Annotated in this window: 10 protein-coding genes; 5 read left to right on the top strand and 5 right to left on the bottom strand. The window is 67.3% G+C overall.

Features of this window, described 5'->3' with window-relative positions; genetic code table 11:
- Window positions 1–179: 179 nt before the first annotated feature.
- Window positions 180–2,141: a propionate catabolism operon regulatory protein PrpR gene (gene prpR, locus HTY53_RS14060; protein WP_174107231.1), complete on the bottom strand. Its 1,962-nt coding sequence runs from the start codon at window positions 2,139–2,141 to the stop codon at window positions 180–182.
- 314 nt (window positions 2,142–2,455) lie between these two features.
- On the opposite strand from prpR, the gene prpB reads away from it, so the two are divergent.
- From prpB to prpF, 4 genes are all read left to right on the top strand, one after another.
- Window positions 2,456–3,364, top strand: a complete 909-nt coding sequence (gene prpB / locus HTY53_RS14065) for a methylisocitrate lyase (protein ID WP_174107232.1) — start codon at window positions 2,456–2,458, stop codon at window positions 3,362–3,364.
- A 28-nt stretch (window positions 3,365–3,392) separates the two neighbouring features.
- Window positions 3,393–4,553, top strand: a complete 1,161-nt coding sequence (gene prpC, locus HTY53_RS14070; RefSeq protein WP_174107233.1) for a bifunctional 2-methylcitrate synthase/citrate synthase — start codon at window positions 3,393–3,395, stop codon at window positions 4,551–4,553.
- 116 nt (window positions 4,554–4,669) lie between these two features.
- Window positions 4,670–7,291, top strand: coding sequence for a Fe/S-dependent 2-methylisocitrate dehydratase AcnD (gene acnD, locus HTY53_RS14075; protein ID WP_174107234.1), 2,622 nt, complete (start codon window positions 4,670–4,672; stop codon window positions 7,289–7,291).
- 41 nt (window positions 7,292–7,332) lie between these two features.
- Window positions 7,333–8,532 carry a 2-methylaconitate cis-trans isomerase PrpF gene (prpF, locus tag HTY53_RS14080; protein WP_174107235.1) on the top strand — a complete coding sequence of 400 codons (1,200 nt, stop codon included), beginning with the start codon at window positions 7,333–7,335 and terminating at the stop codon, window positions 8,530–8,532.
- A gap of 197 nt (window positions 8,533–8,729) precedes the next feature.
- Here the strand turns inward: prpF and HTY53_RS14085 are convergent, their stop codons facing one another.
- Window positions 8,730–9,200 (bottom strand): PaaI family thioesterase, encoded by a 471-nt coding sequence (locus HTY53_RS14085; protein WP_174107236.1) that lies wholly within the window; start codon window positions 9,198–9,200, stop codon window positions 8,730–8,732.
- Between the two features lie 189 nt (window positions 9,201–9,389).
- Here HTY53_RS14085 and HTY53_RS14090 point away from each other — a divergent pair, with 189 nt between their 5' ends.
- On the top strand, window positions 9,390–9,650 hold the full coding sequence (locus HTY53_RS14090; protein WP_174107237.1) for a DUF1289 domain-containing protein: 261 nt from the start codon (window positions 9,390–9,392) through the stop codon (window positions 9,648–9,650).
- A gap of 30 nt (window positions 9,651–9,680) precedes the next feature.
- Here HTY53_RS14090 and HTY53_RS14095 read toward each other — a convergent pair whose 3' ends face one another.
- The 3 genes from HTY53_RS14095 to HTY53_RS14105 all read right to left on the bottom strand — a co-directional run bounded on the left by HTY53_RS14095 (window position 9,681) and on the right by HTY53_RS14105 (window position 15,733).
- On the bottom strand, window positions 9,681–12,170 hold the full coding sequence (locus HTY53_RS14095; protein WP_174107238.1) for a penicillin acylase family protein: 2,490 nt from the start codon (window positions 12,168–12,170) through the stop codon (window positions 9,681–9,683).
- Window positions 12,171–12,359: 189 nt separating this feature from the next.
- Complete coding sequence (locus HTY53_RS14100; protein ID WP_174107239.1) at window positions 12,360–13,793, bottom strand: aldehyde dehydrogenase family protein; 1,434 nt, start codon at window positions 13,791–13,793, stop codon at window positions 12,360–12,362.
- Between the two features lie 317 nt (window positions 13,794–14,110).
- Entirely contained in the window at window positions 14,111–15,733 is a 1,623-nt protein-coding gene (locus HTY53_RS14105; protein ID WP_174107240.1) for an ABC-F family ATPase, read from the bottom strand.
- Window positions 15,734–15,883 lie beyond the last annotated feature (150 nt).

The raw sequence follows: 15,883 nt of genomic DNA on the forward strand, positions 1-15,883 counted from the left end.
GATTATGCAGAACCTTTCGCTTCTCGTCAACAGGTTTGTCAGCACTTTCTGCTGCGGCGCCAGCACCGTAGCGCCTTTGCCTCCCTGCCAACCCCGCCGCCGTTCGGCTGCGAGGGGGCGAATATTAAGGGAGCGTGACAGCCAATGCAAGCGCTTTTTTGCCCGACCAAGGACGAGCCCTATGCTGCCTCTTTGAGCCGCCGCCACAACGTGGTCGGACTGATGCCCAACAGATGGCACGCCGCTGCGCGGTCCCCACCGCATTCGTCCAGCACACGGCGGATATGTTCCGCCTGAGATGAACGCGCCACTCCCGCAAGCGAATGGCTGCCGGATCGCGCACTTACCGCCGCCGGCGACGCCGCGTCCATGCCTTCGCCGCCGAACAGCTCGGGCACCGTCGCGCGCAACTCGCGCAGCAACGCTTCGTTGCTAAGCGCCCTGCCCGCCAGCAGCACCGCAATCCGCTCGACCACGTTCTCCAGTTCGCGGATATTTCCCGGCCAGGTGTACGCGGTCAGGCGGGTTCGGGCCGCCTCCGGCAAGCTGTCCGGACGAGGCAGGCCGAGCCGCTGTTGCGCGCGCCGGTACAGCAGCTCGGCCAGTTCAGGCAGGTCGGCCTTGCGCTCACGCAGCGGCGGCATGGCGATCCGCAGGATATTGAGCCGGTAATAGAGATCCTGGCGGAACGCTCCGTCGCGCACGAGCGCGGCAAGATCCCGATGGGTGGCCGCGATCACGCGCACATTGACCGGCACCGCGTCCACGCCGCCGATCGGCAGCACCTGCTTTTCCTGCAGCACGCGCAGCAGTCGGGTCTGCAGGGCCGGCGGCATATCGCCGACCTCGTCCAGGAACAGGGTGCCGTTATGCGCCGACTCGAACAGCCCCGCCTTGCCGCCGCGCCGGGCGCCGGTGAATGCGCCCTCCTCGTAGCCGAACAGCTCGCTCTCCAGCAGCGCCTCCGGAAACGCCGCGCAATTGATCGCCACGAAGGGAAAGGCCCGGCGCGGACTGGCGTCGTGCATGCCCTGCGCCAGCACCTCCTTGCCGGTGCCACTCTCCCCGCTGATCAGCACGGTCGAATCGACGGCGGCATAGCGCCGCGCCAGTTCGCGCAACTGGCGCATGGCCGGCGACTCGCCTGCCAGATCGTCGAGCCGATAGCGAACGCCGGTAGTGCGCGCACTCGCGCGCCGGCGCAGATGGCGGTCGACCCGCTGAATCGCGTTGGCATCCTGGATCGTCAGCACCGCGCCCGCGGGGCCGCCTTCGCCCTGAATTGGAATCCGGTTGACCACGACCATACGGTCGCCCAGCTTGTGGATCGCCTCGAGTTCCTTGGCGCCGGTCCGCATCACGCTGTCGAGCGACAGATCGGGAGCGAGGCCCTGCAGCTTGCGGCCCACCGCATCGGCAGCCGGCGTGCCCAGAAAGCGCTCCATTGCCGGATTGAACGACTGGATCCGCCCATCGGCATCGACCGCGACGACGCCTTCGTTCAGATGCGCCAGGATCGTGTTGACGTATTCGCGTCGGCTCGATTCGATGCGCCGCAGCCTTGCCGCCTCGATCGCGTCCTCGAGCGCGAGCTTCACCGACTGCCCCGAGTACAGGAACACCCCGGTCAGCCCGAGCCGATCCGCGAGCTCGGTGACGAGCCCGGGCCCGACCACGACTTCGATGCCCTCCTGCCGCAGCGCCTTGACGCGCACCGTGGCGTCGTCCTCGGTCAGATACGTATACGACGGAATCGGCAGGCCGAACGCGCGCGCAAACTCGTCGACTTCGGGATAAGTGGCAGCATGGGTCACCAGCGCGACCCGCGGCGAGATACGCCGTGCCGTTGCCAGCGCGCTGAGCACATCGAATCCCGTCACCTTGACCAGCGTGACCGGCACGTCCACATGCTGGCGCAGATAGGCGCCATTGGACCCGGCAGCCACCACCGCGTCGAGTCGCCCTTCCCTCACCTCCCGCATGATCGCGGTGGCGGCCGCCTCGTAGCCTTTGCCGACCAGCCGAAAGTCGGCCTGAGCGGCATACGAAGGAATCAGATCGGCAAAGGCACGAGACAGCCGGCTGATGCCGACCGCCCAGATGCGGGGCCGGCCAGGAGGAATCGGGGTAGCGGGAGTCATCGATTCGAAAGAAAAAGGCAAATGCCGTCAGCCCGAGCGGATGCAGCGGCGGAAGCGGCCACAATAGGACCTTGACGACGGCGTCGCTGCATTCTGCGCCCAACGACCTTGCATTTCAATTCCTGGGGTTGCATTTCACAATTGAAATGCACTAACAGTGACAAGTGCGCCACCTGATGCGGTCAAACTGCCGCCATCCCTTGTCAGCACGTGCCGAGCCGCACCCGCCCCGCGCTTTCCCGCCCCTGGCACGCCGCTTGCGCTCGTCCGACATTCCGCTGATTCCGCTCATTCCGCTCACCCAGGACGCCACCATGACCCTGACCTCCCAAGACCTGGCCCGCTCGGCCGGCGCGCGTTTCCGCCAGGCCCTGGCCGACGAGCAGCCGCTGCAGATCGTCGGCACCATCAACGCGAACCACGCCCTGCTGGCCAAGCGCGCCGGCTACCGGGCGATCTACCTGTCCGGCGGCGGCGTCGCGGCCGGGTCGCTGGGCCTGCCCGACCTCGGCATTTCGAACCTTGACGACGTGCTGACCGACATCCGCCGCATTACCGATGTCTGCGACGTGCCGCTGCTGGTCGACGTGGACACCGGCTTCGGCGCCTCGGCCTTCAACGTGGCCCGCACGACCCGCTCGCTGATCAAGTTCGGCGCGGGCGCGATGCATATCGAGGACCAGGTCGGCGCGAAGCGCTGCGGCCACCGGCCGAACAAGGAGATCGTCACGCAGGACGAGATGGTCGACCGCATCAAGGCCGCGGTCGACGCCCGCACCGACGAGCATTTCGTGATCATCGCGCGTACCGACGCGCTGGCGGTCGAAGGCCTGGACAAGGCAATCGAGCGCGCGGTGGCCTGCGTCGAGGCCGGCGCCGACGCGATCTTCCCGGAGGCAATGACCGACCTGTCGATGTACCGCAAGTTCGTCGACGCGGTGAAGGTGCCCGTGCTCGCCAACATCACCGAGTTCGGCGCCACGCCGCTGTTCACGCGCGACGAGCTGGCCGGTGCCGGCGTCGCGATGATCCTCTACCCGCTGTCGGCGTTCCGCGCGATGAACAAGGCCGCCGAGAACGTCTACGCGGCGATCCGCCGCGACGGCACCCAGCAGAACGTGCTGGACACCATGCAGACGCGCGCCGAGCTCTACGAGAGCATCGGCTACCATGCATACGAACAGAAGCTGGATGCGCTGTTCGCGCAAGCCAAGGCCAAGTAACCAGAACAGAGCGAAGCAAGGAGACGACATGTCCGAAGCCACTCCGGCGCAAGCCACCCCGAAGCCCAAGAAATCCGTCGCGCTGTCCGGCGTCGTCGCCGGCAACACGGCACTGTGCACGGTCGGCCGCAGCGGCAACGATCTGCACTATCGGGGCTACGACATCCTCGACGTCGCAGAAACGTGCGAATTCGAAGAGATCGCCTATCTGCTGGTGCACGGCAAGCTGCCGACCCAGGCCGAACTGAACGGCTACAAGACCAAGCTGCGCGCGCTGCGCGGCCTGCCCGCCAACGTCAAGGCCGCGCTCGAATGGGTGCCCGCCTCGGCTCACCCGATGGACGTGATGCGCACCGGCGTGTCGGTGCTCGGCACGGTGCTGCCCGAGAAGGAAGACCACAATCTGCCGGGCGCGCGCGATATCGCCGACCGCCTGATGGCCTCGCTCGGTTCGATGCTGCTGTACTGGTATCACTACAGCCATAACGGCCGGCGCATCGAGGTCGAGACCGACGACGACTCGATCGGCGGCCACTTCCTGCATCTGCTGCACGGCCGCAAGCCCAGCGAGCTGTGGGAGCGCGCGATGCACACCTCGCTGATCCTGTACGCGGAGCACGAATTCAACGCGTCGACCTTCACCGGCCGCGTGATCGCCGGCACCGGTTCCGACATCTACTCCGCGATCTGCGGCGCGATCGGCGCGCTGCGCGGACCGAAGCACGGCGGCGCCAACGAGGTCGCGTTCGAGATCCAGAAGCGCTACGACACGCCTGACGAGGCCCAGGCCGACATCACGCGCCGCGTCGAGAACAAGGAAGTCGTGATCGGCTTCGGCCATCCGGTCTACACCACCGGCGATCCGCGCAATCAGGTGATCAAGGAAGTCGCGCGCCGCCTGTCCAAGGACGCCGGCTCGATGAAGATGTTCGACATCGCCGAGCGGCTGGAAACCACGATGTGGGACATCAAGAAGATGTTCCCCAACCTCGACTGGTTCAGCGCAGTCAGCTACCACATGATGGGCGTGCCGACCGCGATGTTCACGCCGCTGTTCGTGATCGCGCGGACCTCGGGCTGGGCCGCGCACATCATCGAGCAACGCGTCGACAACAAGATCATCCGCCCGAGCGCCAACTACATCGGCCCGGACAATCTGAAGTTCGTGCCGATCGAAAAACGCCGCTGATGCCTTGGCGGCTGACAGCAGCAGACGGAAGCGGCCGCCACACGCACCGCTTCCGTCCCCGAAGTCCCCACGACATCCCCCGGCGCGCCGAGCACCACCCGTATTGACCCCACCCCATGAACACTGCCTACCGCAAACCGCTGCCCGGCACGGGCCTGGACTATTTCGACGCACGCGCCGCGGTCGATGCGATCCAGCCCGGCGCCTATGAGAAGCTGCCCTATACCTCGCGCGTGCTGGCCGAAAACCTGGTACGCCGCTGCGAACCGTCGCTGCTGGCCGCCGCGCTGACGCAGTTGATCGAACGCAAGCGCGAACTGGACTTCCCCTGGTTCCCCGCGCGCGTGGTTTGCCACGACATCCTTGGCCAGACCGCGCTGGTGGATCTGGCCGGCCTGCGCGATGCGATCGCCGACCAGGGCGGCGATCCGGCCCAGGTCAATCCGGTGGTGCCGGTCCAGCTGATCGTCGATCATTCGCTGGCGGTCGAGCACGGCGGTTTCGACAAGGATGCCTTCGCCAAGAACCGCGCGATCGAGGAGCGCCGCAACGAGGACCGCTTCCACTTCATCGAGTGGACAAAGAAAGCGTTCAAGAACGTCGACGTGATTCCGCCGGGCAACGGCATCATGCATCAGATCAATCTGGAGCGGATGTCGCCGGTCATCCATGCGGTCGAGGGCGTGGCCTATCCCGACACGCTGGTCGGCACGGACAGCCACACGCCGCATGTCGACGCGCTGGGCGTGATCGCCATCGGCGTCGGCGGCCTCGAGGCCGAGAACGTGATGCTGGGCCGCGCCTCGTGGATGCGGCTGCCGGACATCGTCGGCGTCGAGTTGCGCGGCAAGCCGCAGCCGGGCATCACCGCGACCGATATCGTGCTCGCGCTGACCGAATTCCTGCGCAGCCAGCGCGTGGTCGGCGCCTATCTCGAATTCCGCGGCGAAGGCGCGGCCAGCCTGACGCTGGGCGATCGCGCGACGATTTCGAACATGGCGCCCGAGTACGGCGCCACCGCGGCGATGTTCTTCATCGACGGCCAGACCATCGACTATCTGCGCCTGACCGGCCGCAGCGACGAGCAGGTGCGCCTGGTCGAGACCTACGCCAAGACCGCCGGCCTGTGGGCCGACACGCTAAAGCACGCCGAATACGAGCGCACGCTCGAGTTCGACCTGTCGACCGTGGTGCGCAACATGGCCGGCCCGTCGAACCCGCACAAGCGCCTGCCGACCACCGCGCTGGCCGAACGCGGCATCGCCGGCCAATGGCAGGAGGTGCCCGGGCAGATGCCGGATGGCGCCGTGATCATCGCCGCCATCACCAGCTGCACCAACACCAGCAATCCGCGCAACGTGATCGCCGCCGGCCTGCTGGCGCGCAATGCCAATGCGCGCGGCCTGACGCGCAAGCCCTGGGTCAAATCCTCGCTGGCGCCGGGCTCCAAGGTCGTGCAGCTGTATCTGGAGGAAGCCGGTCTGCTGCCCGAGCTCGAGCAGCTGGGCTTCGGCATCGTCGCGTTCGCCTGTACCACCTGCAACGGCATGTCGGGCGCGCTCGATCCGGCGATCCAGCAGGAGATCGTCGAACGGGATCTGTATGCGACCGCCGTGCTGTCGGGCAACCGCAATTTCGACGGCCGCATCCATCCCTATGCGAAGCAGGCCTTCCTGGCCTCGCCGCCGCTGGTGGTGGCGTATGCGATCGCCGGCACCATCCGCTTCGATATCGAGCGCGACGTGCTGGGGCACGACCGCAACGGCCAGCCGGTGACGCTGAAGGACATCTGGCCGAGCGACGAAGAGATCGACGCGATCGTCGCGCAAAGCGTCAAGCCGGAGCAGTTCCGCAAGGTCTACGAGCCGATGTTCGCGGTGCAGGCGGCCAACGCCGAGACGATCAGCCCGCTGTACGACTGGCGGCCGCAGAGCACCTATATCCGCCGACCGCCGTACTGGGAAGGCGCGCTGGCCGGCGAGCGCACGCTCAAGGGCCTGCGTCCGCTGGCGGTGCTCGGCGACAACATCACCACCGACCACCTGTCGCCGTCGAACGCGATCCTGCCCGACAGCGCCGCCGGCGAATACCTGGCGAAGATGGGCCTGCCAGAGGAAGACTTCAACTCGTACGCGACCCACCGCGGCGACCACCTGACCGCGCAGCGCGCGACCTTCGCCAACCCGACCCTGGTCAATGAAATGGCGGTGGTCGACGGCAAGGTCAGGAAGGGTTCGCTGGCCCGCATCGAGCCGGACGGCAAGGTCGTGCGCATGTGGGAAGCGATCGAAACCTATATGGAGCGCAAGCAGCCGCTGATCATCATCGCCGGCGCGGACTATGGCCAGGGCTCGTCGCGCGACTGGGCGGCCAAGGGCGTTCGGCTGGCCGGCGTGGAAGCGATCGTTGCCGAAGGCTTCGAGCGGATCCACCGCACCAACCTGATCGGCATGGGGGTGCTGCCGCTGGAGTTCAAGCCGGGCACCAATCGCCTGACGCTGCAGATCGACGGCACCGAGACCTTTGACGTGATCGGGGAGCGCCAGCCGCGCGCGGACCTGACGCTGGTGATCCACCGCAAGAACGGCGAGCGGGTCGAAACGCCGGTGACCTGCCGCCTCGATACCGCCGAGGAAGTATCGATCTACGAGGCCGGCGGCGTGCTGCAGCGCTTCGCGCAGGACTTCCTCGATTCGACCAAGGCGGCGCGGGCGGCGTCGGCCGCATCGGCTGCATGAACGCGGCGCGGCGCCCCACCCTGAATCAGCACGAGGCATCCATGCTTTCCCTTCCCCAGATCCGCATTCCCGCCACCTATATGCGCGGCGGCACCAGCAAGGGCGTGTTCTTCCGCCTGCAGGACCTGCCCGAGGCAGCGCAGTCGCCCGGCCCCGCCCGCGATGCGCTGCTGATGCGCGTGATCGGCAGTCCCGACCCGTACGGCAAGCAGATCGACGGCATGGGCGCGGCGACGTCGAGCACCAGCAAGACGGTGATCGTGTCGCGCAGCAGCCGGCCCGACCACGACGTCGACTATCTGTTCGGCCAGGTTGCGATCGACCAGCCCTTCGTCGACTGGAGCGGCAACTGCGGCAACCTCTCCGCCGCGGTGGGCCCGTTCGCGATCGCCGCCGGGCTGATCGACCCGGCGCGCATCCCGCGCGAGGGCGTCGCCACCGTGCGCATCTGGCAGGCCAATATCGGCAAGACCATCGTCTCGCATGTGCCGATCGTCGACGGCATGGTCAAGGAAACCGGCGACTTCGAGCTGGACGGCGTGACCTTCCCCGCCGCCGAGATCATGCTCGAATTCATGGACCCGGCCGCCGAGGAAGAAGGCGGCGGCGGGGCGATGTTCCCGACCGGCAACCTGGTCGACGACCTCGAGGTACCGGGCGTTGGCACGCTGAAGGCGACGATGATCAATGCCGGCATCCCGACCATCTTCGTCAACGCCGACGCGATCGGCTACACCGGGACCGAGCTGCAGGAGGCGATCAACGGCGACCCCAGGGCGCTGGCGATGTTCGAGACCATCCGCGCCTACGGTGCCGTGCGGATGGGGCTGATCCAGAACGTCGACGAGGCCGCGCGGCGACAGCACACGCCCAAGGTCGCCTTCGTCGCCCCGCCGGCGAGCTATACCGCTTCGAGCGGCAAGCCGGTGCGCGCCGAGGACATCGATCTGCTGGTGCGTGCGCTGTCGATGGGCAAGCTGCACCACGCGATGATGGGCACGGCCGCGGTGGCGATCGGCACCGCAGCCGCCATTCCCGGCACGCTGGTCAATCTGGCGGCCGGCGGCGGCAAGCGCCAGGCGGTACGCTTCGGCCATCCGTCGGGCACGCTGCGCGTCGGCGCCGAAGCCGCCCAGGTCGATGGCGAATGGGTGGTCAGGAAGGCCATCATGAGCCGCAGCGCACGGGTGCTGATGGAAGGCTGGGTGCGCGTGCCGGGCGACTGGAACCCGGTCGCTTGAAGGCAGCCTGGCTGGGGCCGCGTAGCGGCTCCAGCATTGGCGGTGTGGGTCGATTAGTTGGCGGTTAATTGCGTTTCATCGGCATGGAGCAAACCGAAAGGTTAACTGAAAGGCAAACCCGCCAGTGTGCCCTTTGAACCGCGGGGCCCTTTGAACCGCCGGGCCCTTTGATCCGCAGCCCGTTCAACTGCCCTTCTTCAACCGAACAGCACGCTGTTCATCAGCGCCTTGGCCACCACGGTGCCCGCCTCGGGCTGCTCCGCATAGACCGTGATCTCGGTGGCGATCTGCCGCTGGCCTCGGCGCACCACCGTCGCGACCGCCCGCAGCGAGGCCGCCTCGGCCGGGGCCACGTACTGGATCGACAGCGCGCTGGTCGCCCCGCCCCGCACCTTGTCCGGGTCCGCGCCCGACGCCGCGGCCGCCGCGCCCGCGATATCGATCAGCGTGGCAATCACGCCGCCATGCACCGTTTGGCCGACCGTGACATTGGCCTGGCTGAACGGCAGTACCAGTTCGACATGCTCGGGCGCCAGCACGTCTAGTGCGACGCCAAGCGTGCGGGCCACCGGCGAGCCGATCAGGATTTCCTCGACCATGGCCCGGATGCGGGGCGCCACCTCGGTGTGGCGGTCGGCGGTCGAGAGCGTGGTCAGCGAAGACATCATGCGGGCTCCTGCAGAAGGATCGTTGGTATGTCGCGATGGGTCCATGATGGCAGCCGGCGGTGCCGCGGCTCAATTACCCGGCAGGTAATCCGCTCAAGCGGCTGCGGCTGCGGCTGCGGCACCGGCACCGGCTCCGGCACCGGCCCACCCCGCCGCTTATAATGGCCGCCTTTGCCTCGCCCAGCCGCCATGCCGCAAACCCGCCCCGATTCCGCGCCAGACCCGCTTGCCCTGCCCGAACCCGCCGAGGCCGCCGACGACAGCCTGTTCGACGGCCCCGACAGCCCCTGCATCGGCATCTGCTCGACGCTGTTCGACGAGGTGTGCCAGGGCTGCGGCCGCACCGCCTTCGAGGTCAGCAACTGGGTCTTCATGAGCGACGCGGAAAAGCAGGCGGTGTGGGAGCGCATCACCCGCGAAGGCACCGCGCGCCGTTTCCAGCGCGGCTAGTCCATCCCGTCCCACGCCGGTTCCGAACCCTCAACGGCTCGCCCCGCTCGCCCGGCTGCCATCGCCCGCCGCCGGCGTCAGCACCAGTGTCTCGAACGCCTTCGCCCCGGCCGGATGCCCGGCACCGCGGATCGTCACGTATTCGCCGCGCGCCCACTGCTCGGTCCAGTCGCGATAGTGCGGCGACAACACGTTGCCGGACTGCCCGGTCGGCGTGATGAAGCGCGAGGCGGACAGATCGGCCAGATCGTAGATCGCGCGCACGCTCGCGCCATGCACGTTCTCGAACGGCGCCTGCTCGTCGCCGATATTGTGGCGGCCGGCATTGACCGTATAGGTATCGCCGCCCGTCGGCACCTTGACGTTGAAGAACCCCGCCAGCGACGGCACCTTGGCAAACGGCCGGTGCTCGGCGCGCGCGGCATGGGCCTGGCCCCAGCGCCAGCGCCGCGGGTCGTCGCCATAGCGCTGCTGCAGATCGGCGATGGCGCGTTTCCACGCCGCGCCCATCGCGTCGTTGCAGTCCTCGGGCGCCGGCGTCCTGGGATCGTCGCACCAGAATCGCCCCAGGCCGCGCGAGCTGCGCAGGATGTTCAGCATCGCCTGTTGCACATTACGCTGCTCCCACATGCGGGCGAACACGCCATCGCCGACCTTGTCTTCGAACATGCCGCGCGACAGCTCCCGCAGCCAGGCGGTAGCGACCAGCGGCTCGGCGCGGTCCGCCGACATGGTGCCGTCCCAGCGCCCCAACGCCGCAAACAGCTCGCGCTCTCGGGCCGGCCGCGTGTCGTCGGCGGCGATCGACGCGCCGAGCAGCAGCGGCAGGGCCTCCTTGACTGCCAGCGACAGCTCGTCCTTCTGGATCGCGGCGAACGTGTCCAGCGTGTGCGGGCGCCGGGCGCTCAACAACGCGCGGATGCGGTCGTGCCGATAGGGCACGGTCCATTCGCTGGTCAGGAAATACGGATAGTCGTCCGGCACGATCTTCTGGTTCGCGGTCACCACGATGCCGCCGGACGGATTGAAGCTGCGCGGCAGCCTTTCGAACGGAATGAAGCCGTTCCAGTCGTAGCGCGCGTCCCAGCCTGGCGCGGGCGCCAGGCCCTTCAGATCGTTGGCCGCGTGGCGCAGCGGCACGCGGCCCGGGGCGATAAAGCCGATATTGCCGTCGACATCGGCATAGACGACGCTTTGCTGCGGCGTGTGGAAGTCGCGCAGCGCCTCGGTAAAGCTGGTCCAGTCGTGCGCGCGGTTCAGCTTCAGGCCGGCCTGCACCGTGCGGTCGTCGGGCCGCAGCGCGACCCACTGAAACGCCACCACATACTGCGCGCCCAGCGGCGCGACGGCTTCGGCGAGCGGTTCGGCGACATCGGAGATCACCGGCCCATGGCGGGTCGAGCGGACCCGCACCGTCACGTCGGGCTGGTCCTTGACGCGGATGGTTTCCTCGCGCACCGCGAATTCGGCCCAGCCATTGGGCGCCTGGTACTGCTCGGGCCGTCCTGGCCGGAGCCGCTCGATATACAGATCCTGCAGATCCGGCGCGGTATTGGTGAAGCCCCAGGCGATGCGCGGCGTATGGCCGATCACGACCACCGGCATCCCCGGCAGCGTGGCGCCGGTCACGTCCAGGCCCGGCGCGCGCAGCGTGGCGAAATACCACAGCGCCGGCGCCTGCAGGCCCAGGTGCAGATCGTTGGCCAGCAGCGGCTTGCCCGAACGGGTATGGGCGCCGGAGACGACCCAGTTGTTCGAGCCCATGCCTTCGACCAGGCCCGGCGGCGCGGCCGCCTCGACGCGCGCCATTGCCGTGGTCAGCGGTGCCAGTTGCCGGTACAGCGCGGGATAGTCGGTGGTGCGCAGCGGCTGCTCGCCCGGATACGGCGCCAGCAGTTCGTTGATGCGCGACAGCGGCAGCGTCTGCGCCAGCCGCATGCGCAGCACCTCGCGGCTCCAGTTGGCGCTCAGGTCCCAGGCCATCATGGTCTGCCAGGCCAGCGTATCGGCCGGCTCCCAGCGCTCGGGCACGGTGCGCAGGATGGCGAATTCGGGCGGCAGCGGCCCCTTGTGGCTGTCGATGCCGGCATTGACGCCATCGGCATAGGCCTGCAGCGCGGCCCGCGTCTCGGGCGTGCTGGCGGCGAAGGCGGCCTCGGCGTTTCGGCGTACGCCGATGGTGCGCAGGAAGCGATCGGTCGGCAGCGCGCTCGGCCCGAGGATCTCGGCCAGCCGCCCCGCGGCGATGCGCTTGTTCATCTGCATCTGCCAGAGCCGATCCTGCGCATGGACGAAGCCCAGGCCGAAATAGGCATCGCGCGGATCGCCCGCCTCGATGCGCGGAATCGCATGGCGATCGCGCACGATGGTGACGCGCCCGTGCAAACCCGCCAGCGCAACGGTACCGGCCACCTCAGGCTGCGATGCCTGCCGATACCAGGCATAGCCGCCTATCGCCGCGGCCAGTCCCAATCCGGCCACGATGACCGTCAGCCATGCCAGCCGCTTGAGCCAATGCATCGCCTTCCCCTCCCCCGTCAAACCGTTCGTTGCGGTCGTATGTCGTTGACGTGATGTTGTTGACGCGCTGTTGTCGACGTGCTGTTGTCGACGTGCTGTTGTCGACGTGCTGTCGTCGACGTGCTGTCGTCGATTATGGTCGACGTAAAAATGCCCGGACAGGCCGGGCATCGTGAAAGCAGTCGGCGCTCAGGCCGCGGGCTTCTTCAGCTGCAGCGCCTTGTACTCGAGGAACTCTTCCAGGCCATACTTGCCGGCCTCGCGTCCATGGCCCGACTGCTTGAAGCCGCCGAACGGCGCCAGCATGTTGAACGGACCGCCATTGATGTCGACCTGGCCGGTACGGATGCGGCGCGCCACGCGGATCGCGCGCGCCTCGTCGCCCGACCACACGCCGCCCCCCAGGCCGTAGACGCTGTCGTTGGCGATGCGCACCGCGTCTTCCTCGGTGTCGTAGCAGATGATCGACAGCACCGGCCCAAAGATCTCTTCCTGGGCGACGGTCGCCTTGGGATCGACGTTGCCGAGCACGGTCGGCTGCACGAAGTAGCCCTTGTCCAGGCCGGCCGGCGGCTCGGTGCCGCCCGCCACCAGTTCGGCGCCCTCGTTGAGCCCGCGCTGGATATAGCCGACCACGCGATCCTTCTGCGCGGCCGAGATCAGCGGTCCCAGCCTGGTCGTTTCCTGCAGCGGATCGCCGACGGTAAAGCCCGCCACCACCTTCTGCACGATCTCCTTGACCTCGTCATAGCGGGCGCGCGGCACCAGCATGCGGGTATGCGCCGAGCAGGTCTGGCCGGAGTTCAGGAAGCAGGCGTTGATGGTGCCCTTGACGGCGGCCGGCAGGTCGGCGTCGTCCAGGATCACCGAGGCGGACTTGCCGCCCAGTTCCAGCGCGACCCGCTTGACGGTCTGCGCGGCCAGTTCGGAGACGCGCTTGCCGGCGCGCGTCGAGCCGGTGAACGACACCATGTCGACCTCGCGGTGGCTGGCCAGCACCTCGCCGACCACCGGGCCGTAGCCGGTCACCAGGTTGAACACGCCCGGCGGCAGGCCGGCGGCCTCGATCACCTCGGCCAGCACGAAGGCGTTCAGCGGCGCCACCTCGGACGGCTTGAGCACCACCGTGCAGCCAGCGGCCAGCGCGGGGGCGACCTTCAGCGTGATCTGGTTCAGCGGATAGTTCCACGGCGTGATGGCGGCGACCACGCCGACCGGCTCGCGGACCACCAGCGAATTGCCGACCTCTTCCTCGAAGGTGAAGGACTCGACCAGCTTGGCGGCCTGGCTCCAGTTGAAGACCGGACCGCCGACCTGGATCGCGCGGGCCAGCTTGATCGGCATGCCGACCTCGGCGGCGATCAGCTGCGCCAGCTCCTCGGTGCGCGCCTTCAGGCCCTCGGCAACCTTGCGGATATAGTCCGCGCGCTGCTGCGGCGGCGTCGCGGCCCAGCCGTCGAAGGCGGCGCGGGCCGCCTGGATGGCATCCTCGGCATCGCGGGCATGGCCTTCCGGAATCCGGCCCATCACCTCTTCGGTGGTGGAATGGATGACGTCGATCTGCCCGGTGCCGTGCGGGGTCACCCATTTGCCGTTGATAAAGAGTTTGTCTCGTTGCTGCATAGCCACAATTCCTCGGTGAGCCCTCGGGCGGTTGGCCCTCAGGCGTTTCCAAACTGAATCAGCCGTTTCAGGGCGTTTGCGATTGTTTTAAGTTTTTTCCGTGCCGACATTGTAGAGCCGATTTTGCCAGCCGATATCGACTGGTCGCGCCGCGTGGGCCCCACCGGCGCCGATATTCCGCCGATAATCGCGCGCCGATCGTGCACCGCAGCGATAAAAAAGGCCGCAACGCATCGATGCGTTGCGGCCTTTGTTCGTCGAGTGCCCCGGCACAGCGGGCAGCGAACGGGTCGCCAGATGGGCGGGCAGCCAGCCGATCAGCCGGCGATACCCTGCGATTCCAGGTATTCGTCGTAGGTGCCCAGATAATCGGTCACCGTGCCGTCCGTGCGGATTTCGATGATCCGCGTGGCCAGCGCGCTGACGAATTCGCGGTCGTGCGAAACGAAGATCAGCGTGCCGGTGAACTTGTCCAGCGCGATCTGCAGCGATTCGATCGACTCCATGTCCATGTGGTTGGTCGGCTCGTCCAGCGCCAGCACATTATGGCGGCCCAGCATCAGCTTGCCCCAGATCATGCGGCCCTTCTCGCCGCCGGACAGCACCTTGACCGACTTCTTGATGTCGTCGGCCGAGAACAGCAGCCGGCCCAGCGTGCCGCGCAGCGACTGGTCGTCGTCGCCCGCCTGCGTCCACTGGGTCATCCAGTCCATCAGGTTGGTGTCTTCCGGGAACTCCTCGTAGGTGTCCTGGGGCATGTAGCCGACATTGGCGTTCTCGGCCCACTTGACGGTGCCGTGGTCGACCTCGATGCCGCGCTGCACGCCGGTCTGCACCGCGCCGTTCAGCAGGCAGCGCAGCAGCGTGGTCTTGCCCGCGCCGTTCTCGCCGATGATGGCGACGCGCTCGCCGGCCTGGATCGACAGCGACAGATTGTTCAGGATCTGGCGGTCGTAGGCCTTGCTGATGTTCTCCGCGGTGACCGCCAGGTTGTGCAGCTTCTTCTCGAACTCGAAGCGGATGAACGGGTTCTGACGCGACGACGGCTTGATGTCCTCGACCTTGATCTTGTCGATCTGCTTCAGGCGCGAGGTGGCCTGGCGGGCCTTGGACTTGTTGGCCGAGAAGCGGCGCACGAAGTCCTGCAGCTCGGTGATCCGCTCCTTGGCGCGCGCGTTGGCCGCCATCTGGCGCTCGCGGGCCTGCATCGACGCTTCCATGTAGTCGTCGTAGTTGCCCGGGTAGACCTTCAGCGTGCCGTAGTCCATGTCGGCCATGTGCGTACAGACCGAGTTCAGGAAGTGGCGATCGTGGGAGATGATGATCATGGTGGAATTGCGCTCGTTGAGCACATGTTCCAGCCAGCGGATCGTATTGATGTCCAGGTTGTTGGTCGGCTCGTCCAGCAGCAGCACGTCCGGATTCGAGAACAGCGCCTGCGCCAGCAGCACCCGCAGCTTCCAGCCCGGCGCGATATTGCTCATCGTGCCCTGATGCTGGTCGGTCGGGATGCCCACGCCCAGCAGCAGCTCGCCGGCGCGCGCCTCGGCCGTGTAGCCGTCGTATTCGGCGTACTTGGCCTCGAGCTCGGCGGCCTTCATGTAGTCTTCGTCGGTCGCTTCCGGGTTCGCGTAGATCGCGTCGCGCTCCTGCGCCGCCGCCCACATCTCGGTATGGCCCATCATCACCACGTCGAGCACGCGCATGTCTTCATAGGCGAACTGGTCCTGGCGCAGCTTGCCCAGGCGCACGCCCGGTTCCAGCATCACGTTGCCGGCGCTCGGCTCCAGGTCGCCGCCGAGGATCTTCATGAAGGTGGACTTGCCGCAGCCGTTCGCGCCGATCAGGCCGTAGCGGTTGCCCTCGCCGAACTTGACCGAGATATTCTCGAACAAGGGCTTGGGGCCGAACTGCATGGTGATGTTTGCGGTAGATAGCACGTCGAAGAACCTTTTGGAATGCGGTGTAGCGGTAAAGAGGGCGAGACCCCGTGCCGTGGCGGACCGTGCCGCATTGGGCGGCCGGCGTGGCAAGTACCGAATGCGGCCGAACAAAAGCGGGCCGGCCGGAATAGCCACAGGGGGAGCCGT

Origin of the sequence: Cupriavidus gilardii, assembly GCF_013314895.1 — a bacterium.
GTDB lineage: Bacteria > Pseudomonadota > Gammaproteobacteria > Burkholderiales > Burkholderiaceae > Cupriavidus > Cupriavidus gilardii_C.

Excerpts from the sequence above, each read along its gene's own strand:
- prpR (WP_174107231.1), bottom strand. The coding sequence starts at position 2,141 with ATGACTCCCGCTACCCCGATTCCTCCTGGCCGGCCCCGCATCTGGGCG.
- prpB (WP_174107232.1), top strand. The coding sequence starts at position 2,456 with ATGACCCTGACCTCCCAAGACCTGGCCCGCTCGGCCGGCGCGCGTTTC.
- prpC (WP_174107233.1), top strand. The coding sequence starts at position 3,393 with ATGTCCGAAGCCACTCCGGCGCAAGCCACCCCGAAGCCCAAGAAATCC.
- acnD (WP_174107234.1), top strand. The coding sequence starts at position 4,670 with ATGAACACTGCCTACCGCAAACCGCTGCCCGGCACGGGCCTGGACTAT.
- prpF (WP_174107235.1), top strand. The coding sequence starts at position 7,333 with ATGCTTTCCCTTCCCCAGATCCGCATTCCCGCCACCTATATGCGCGGC.
- HTY53_RS14085 (WP_174107236.1), bottom strand. The coding sequence starts at position 9,200 with ATGATGTCTTCGCTGACCACGCTCTCGACCGCCGACCGCCACACCGAG.
- HTY53_RS14090 (WP_174107237.1), top strand. The coding sequence starts at position 9,390 with ATGCCGCAAACCCGCCCCGATTCCGCGCCAGACCCGCTTGCCCTGCCC.
- HTY53_RS14095 (WP_174107238.1), bottom strand. The coding sequence starts at position 12,170 with ATGCATTGGCTCAAGCGGCTGGCATGGCTGACGGTCATCGTGGCCGGA.
- HTY53_RS14100 (WP_174107239.1), bottom strand. The coding sequence starts at position 13,793 with ATGCAGCAACGAGACAAACTCTTTATCAACGGCAAATGGGTGACCCCG.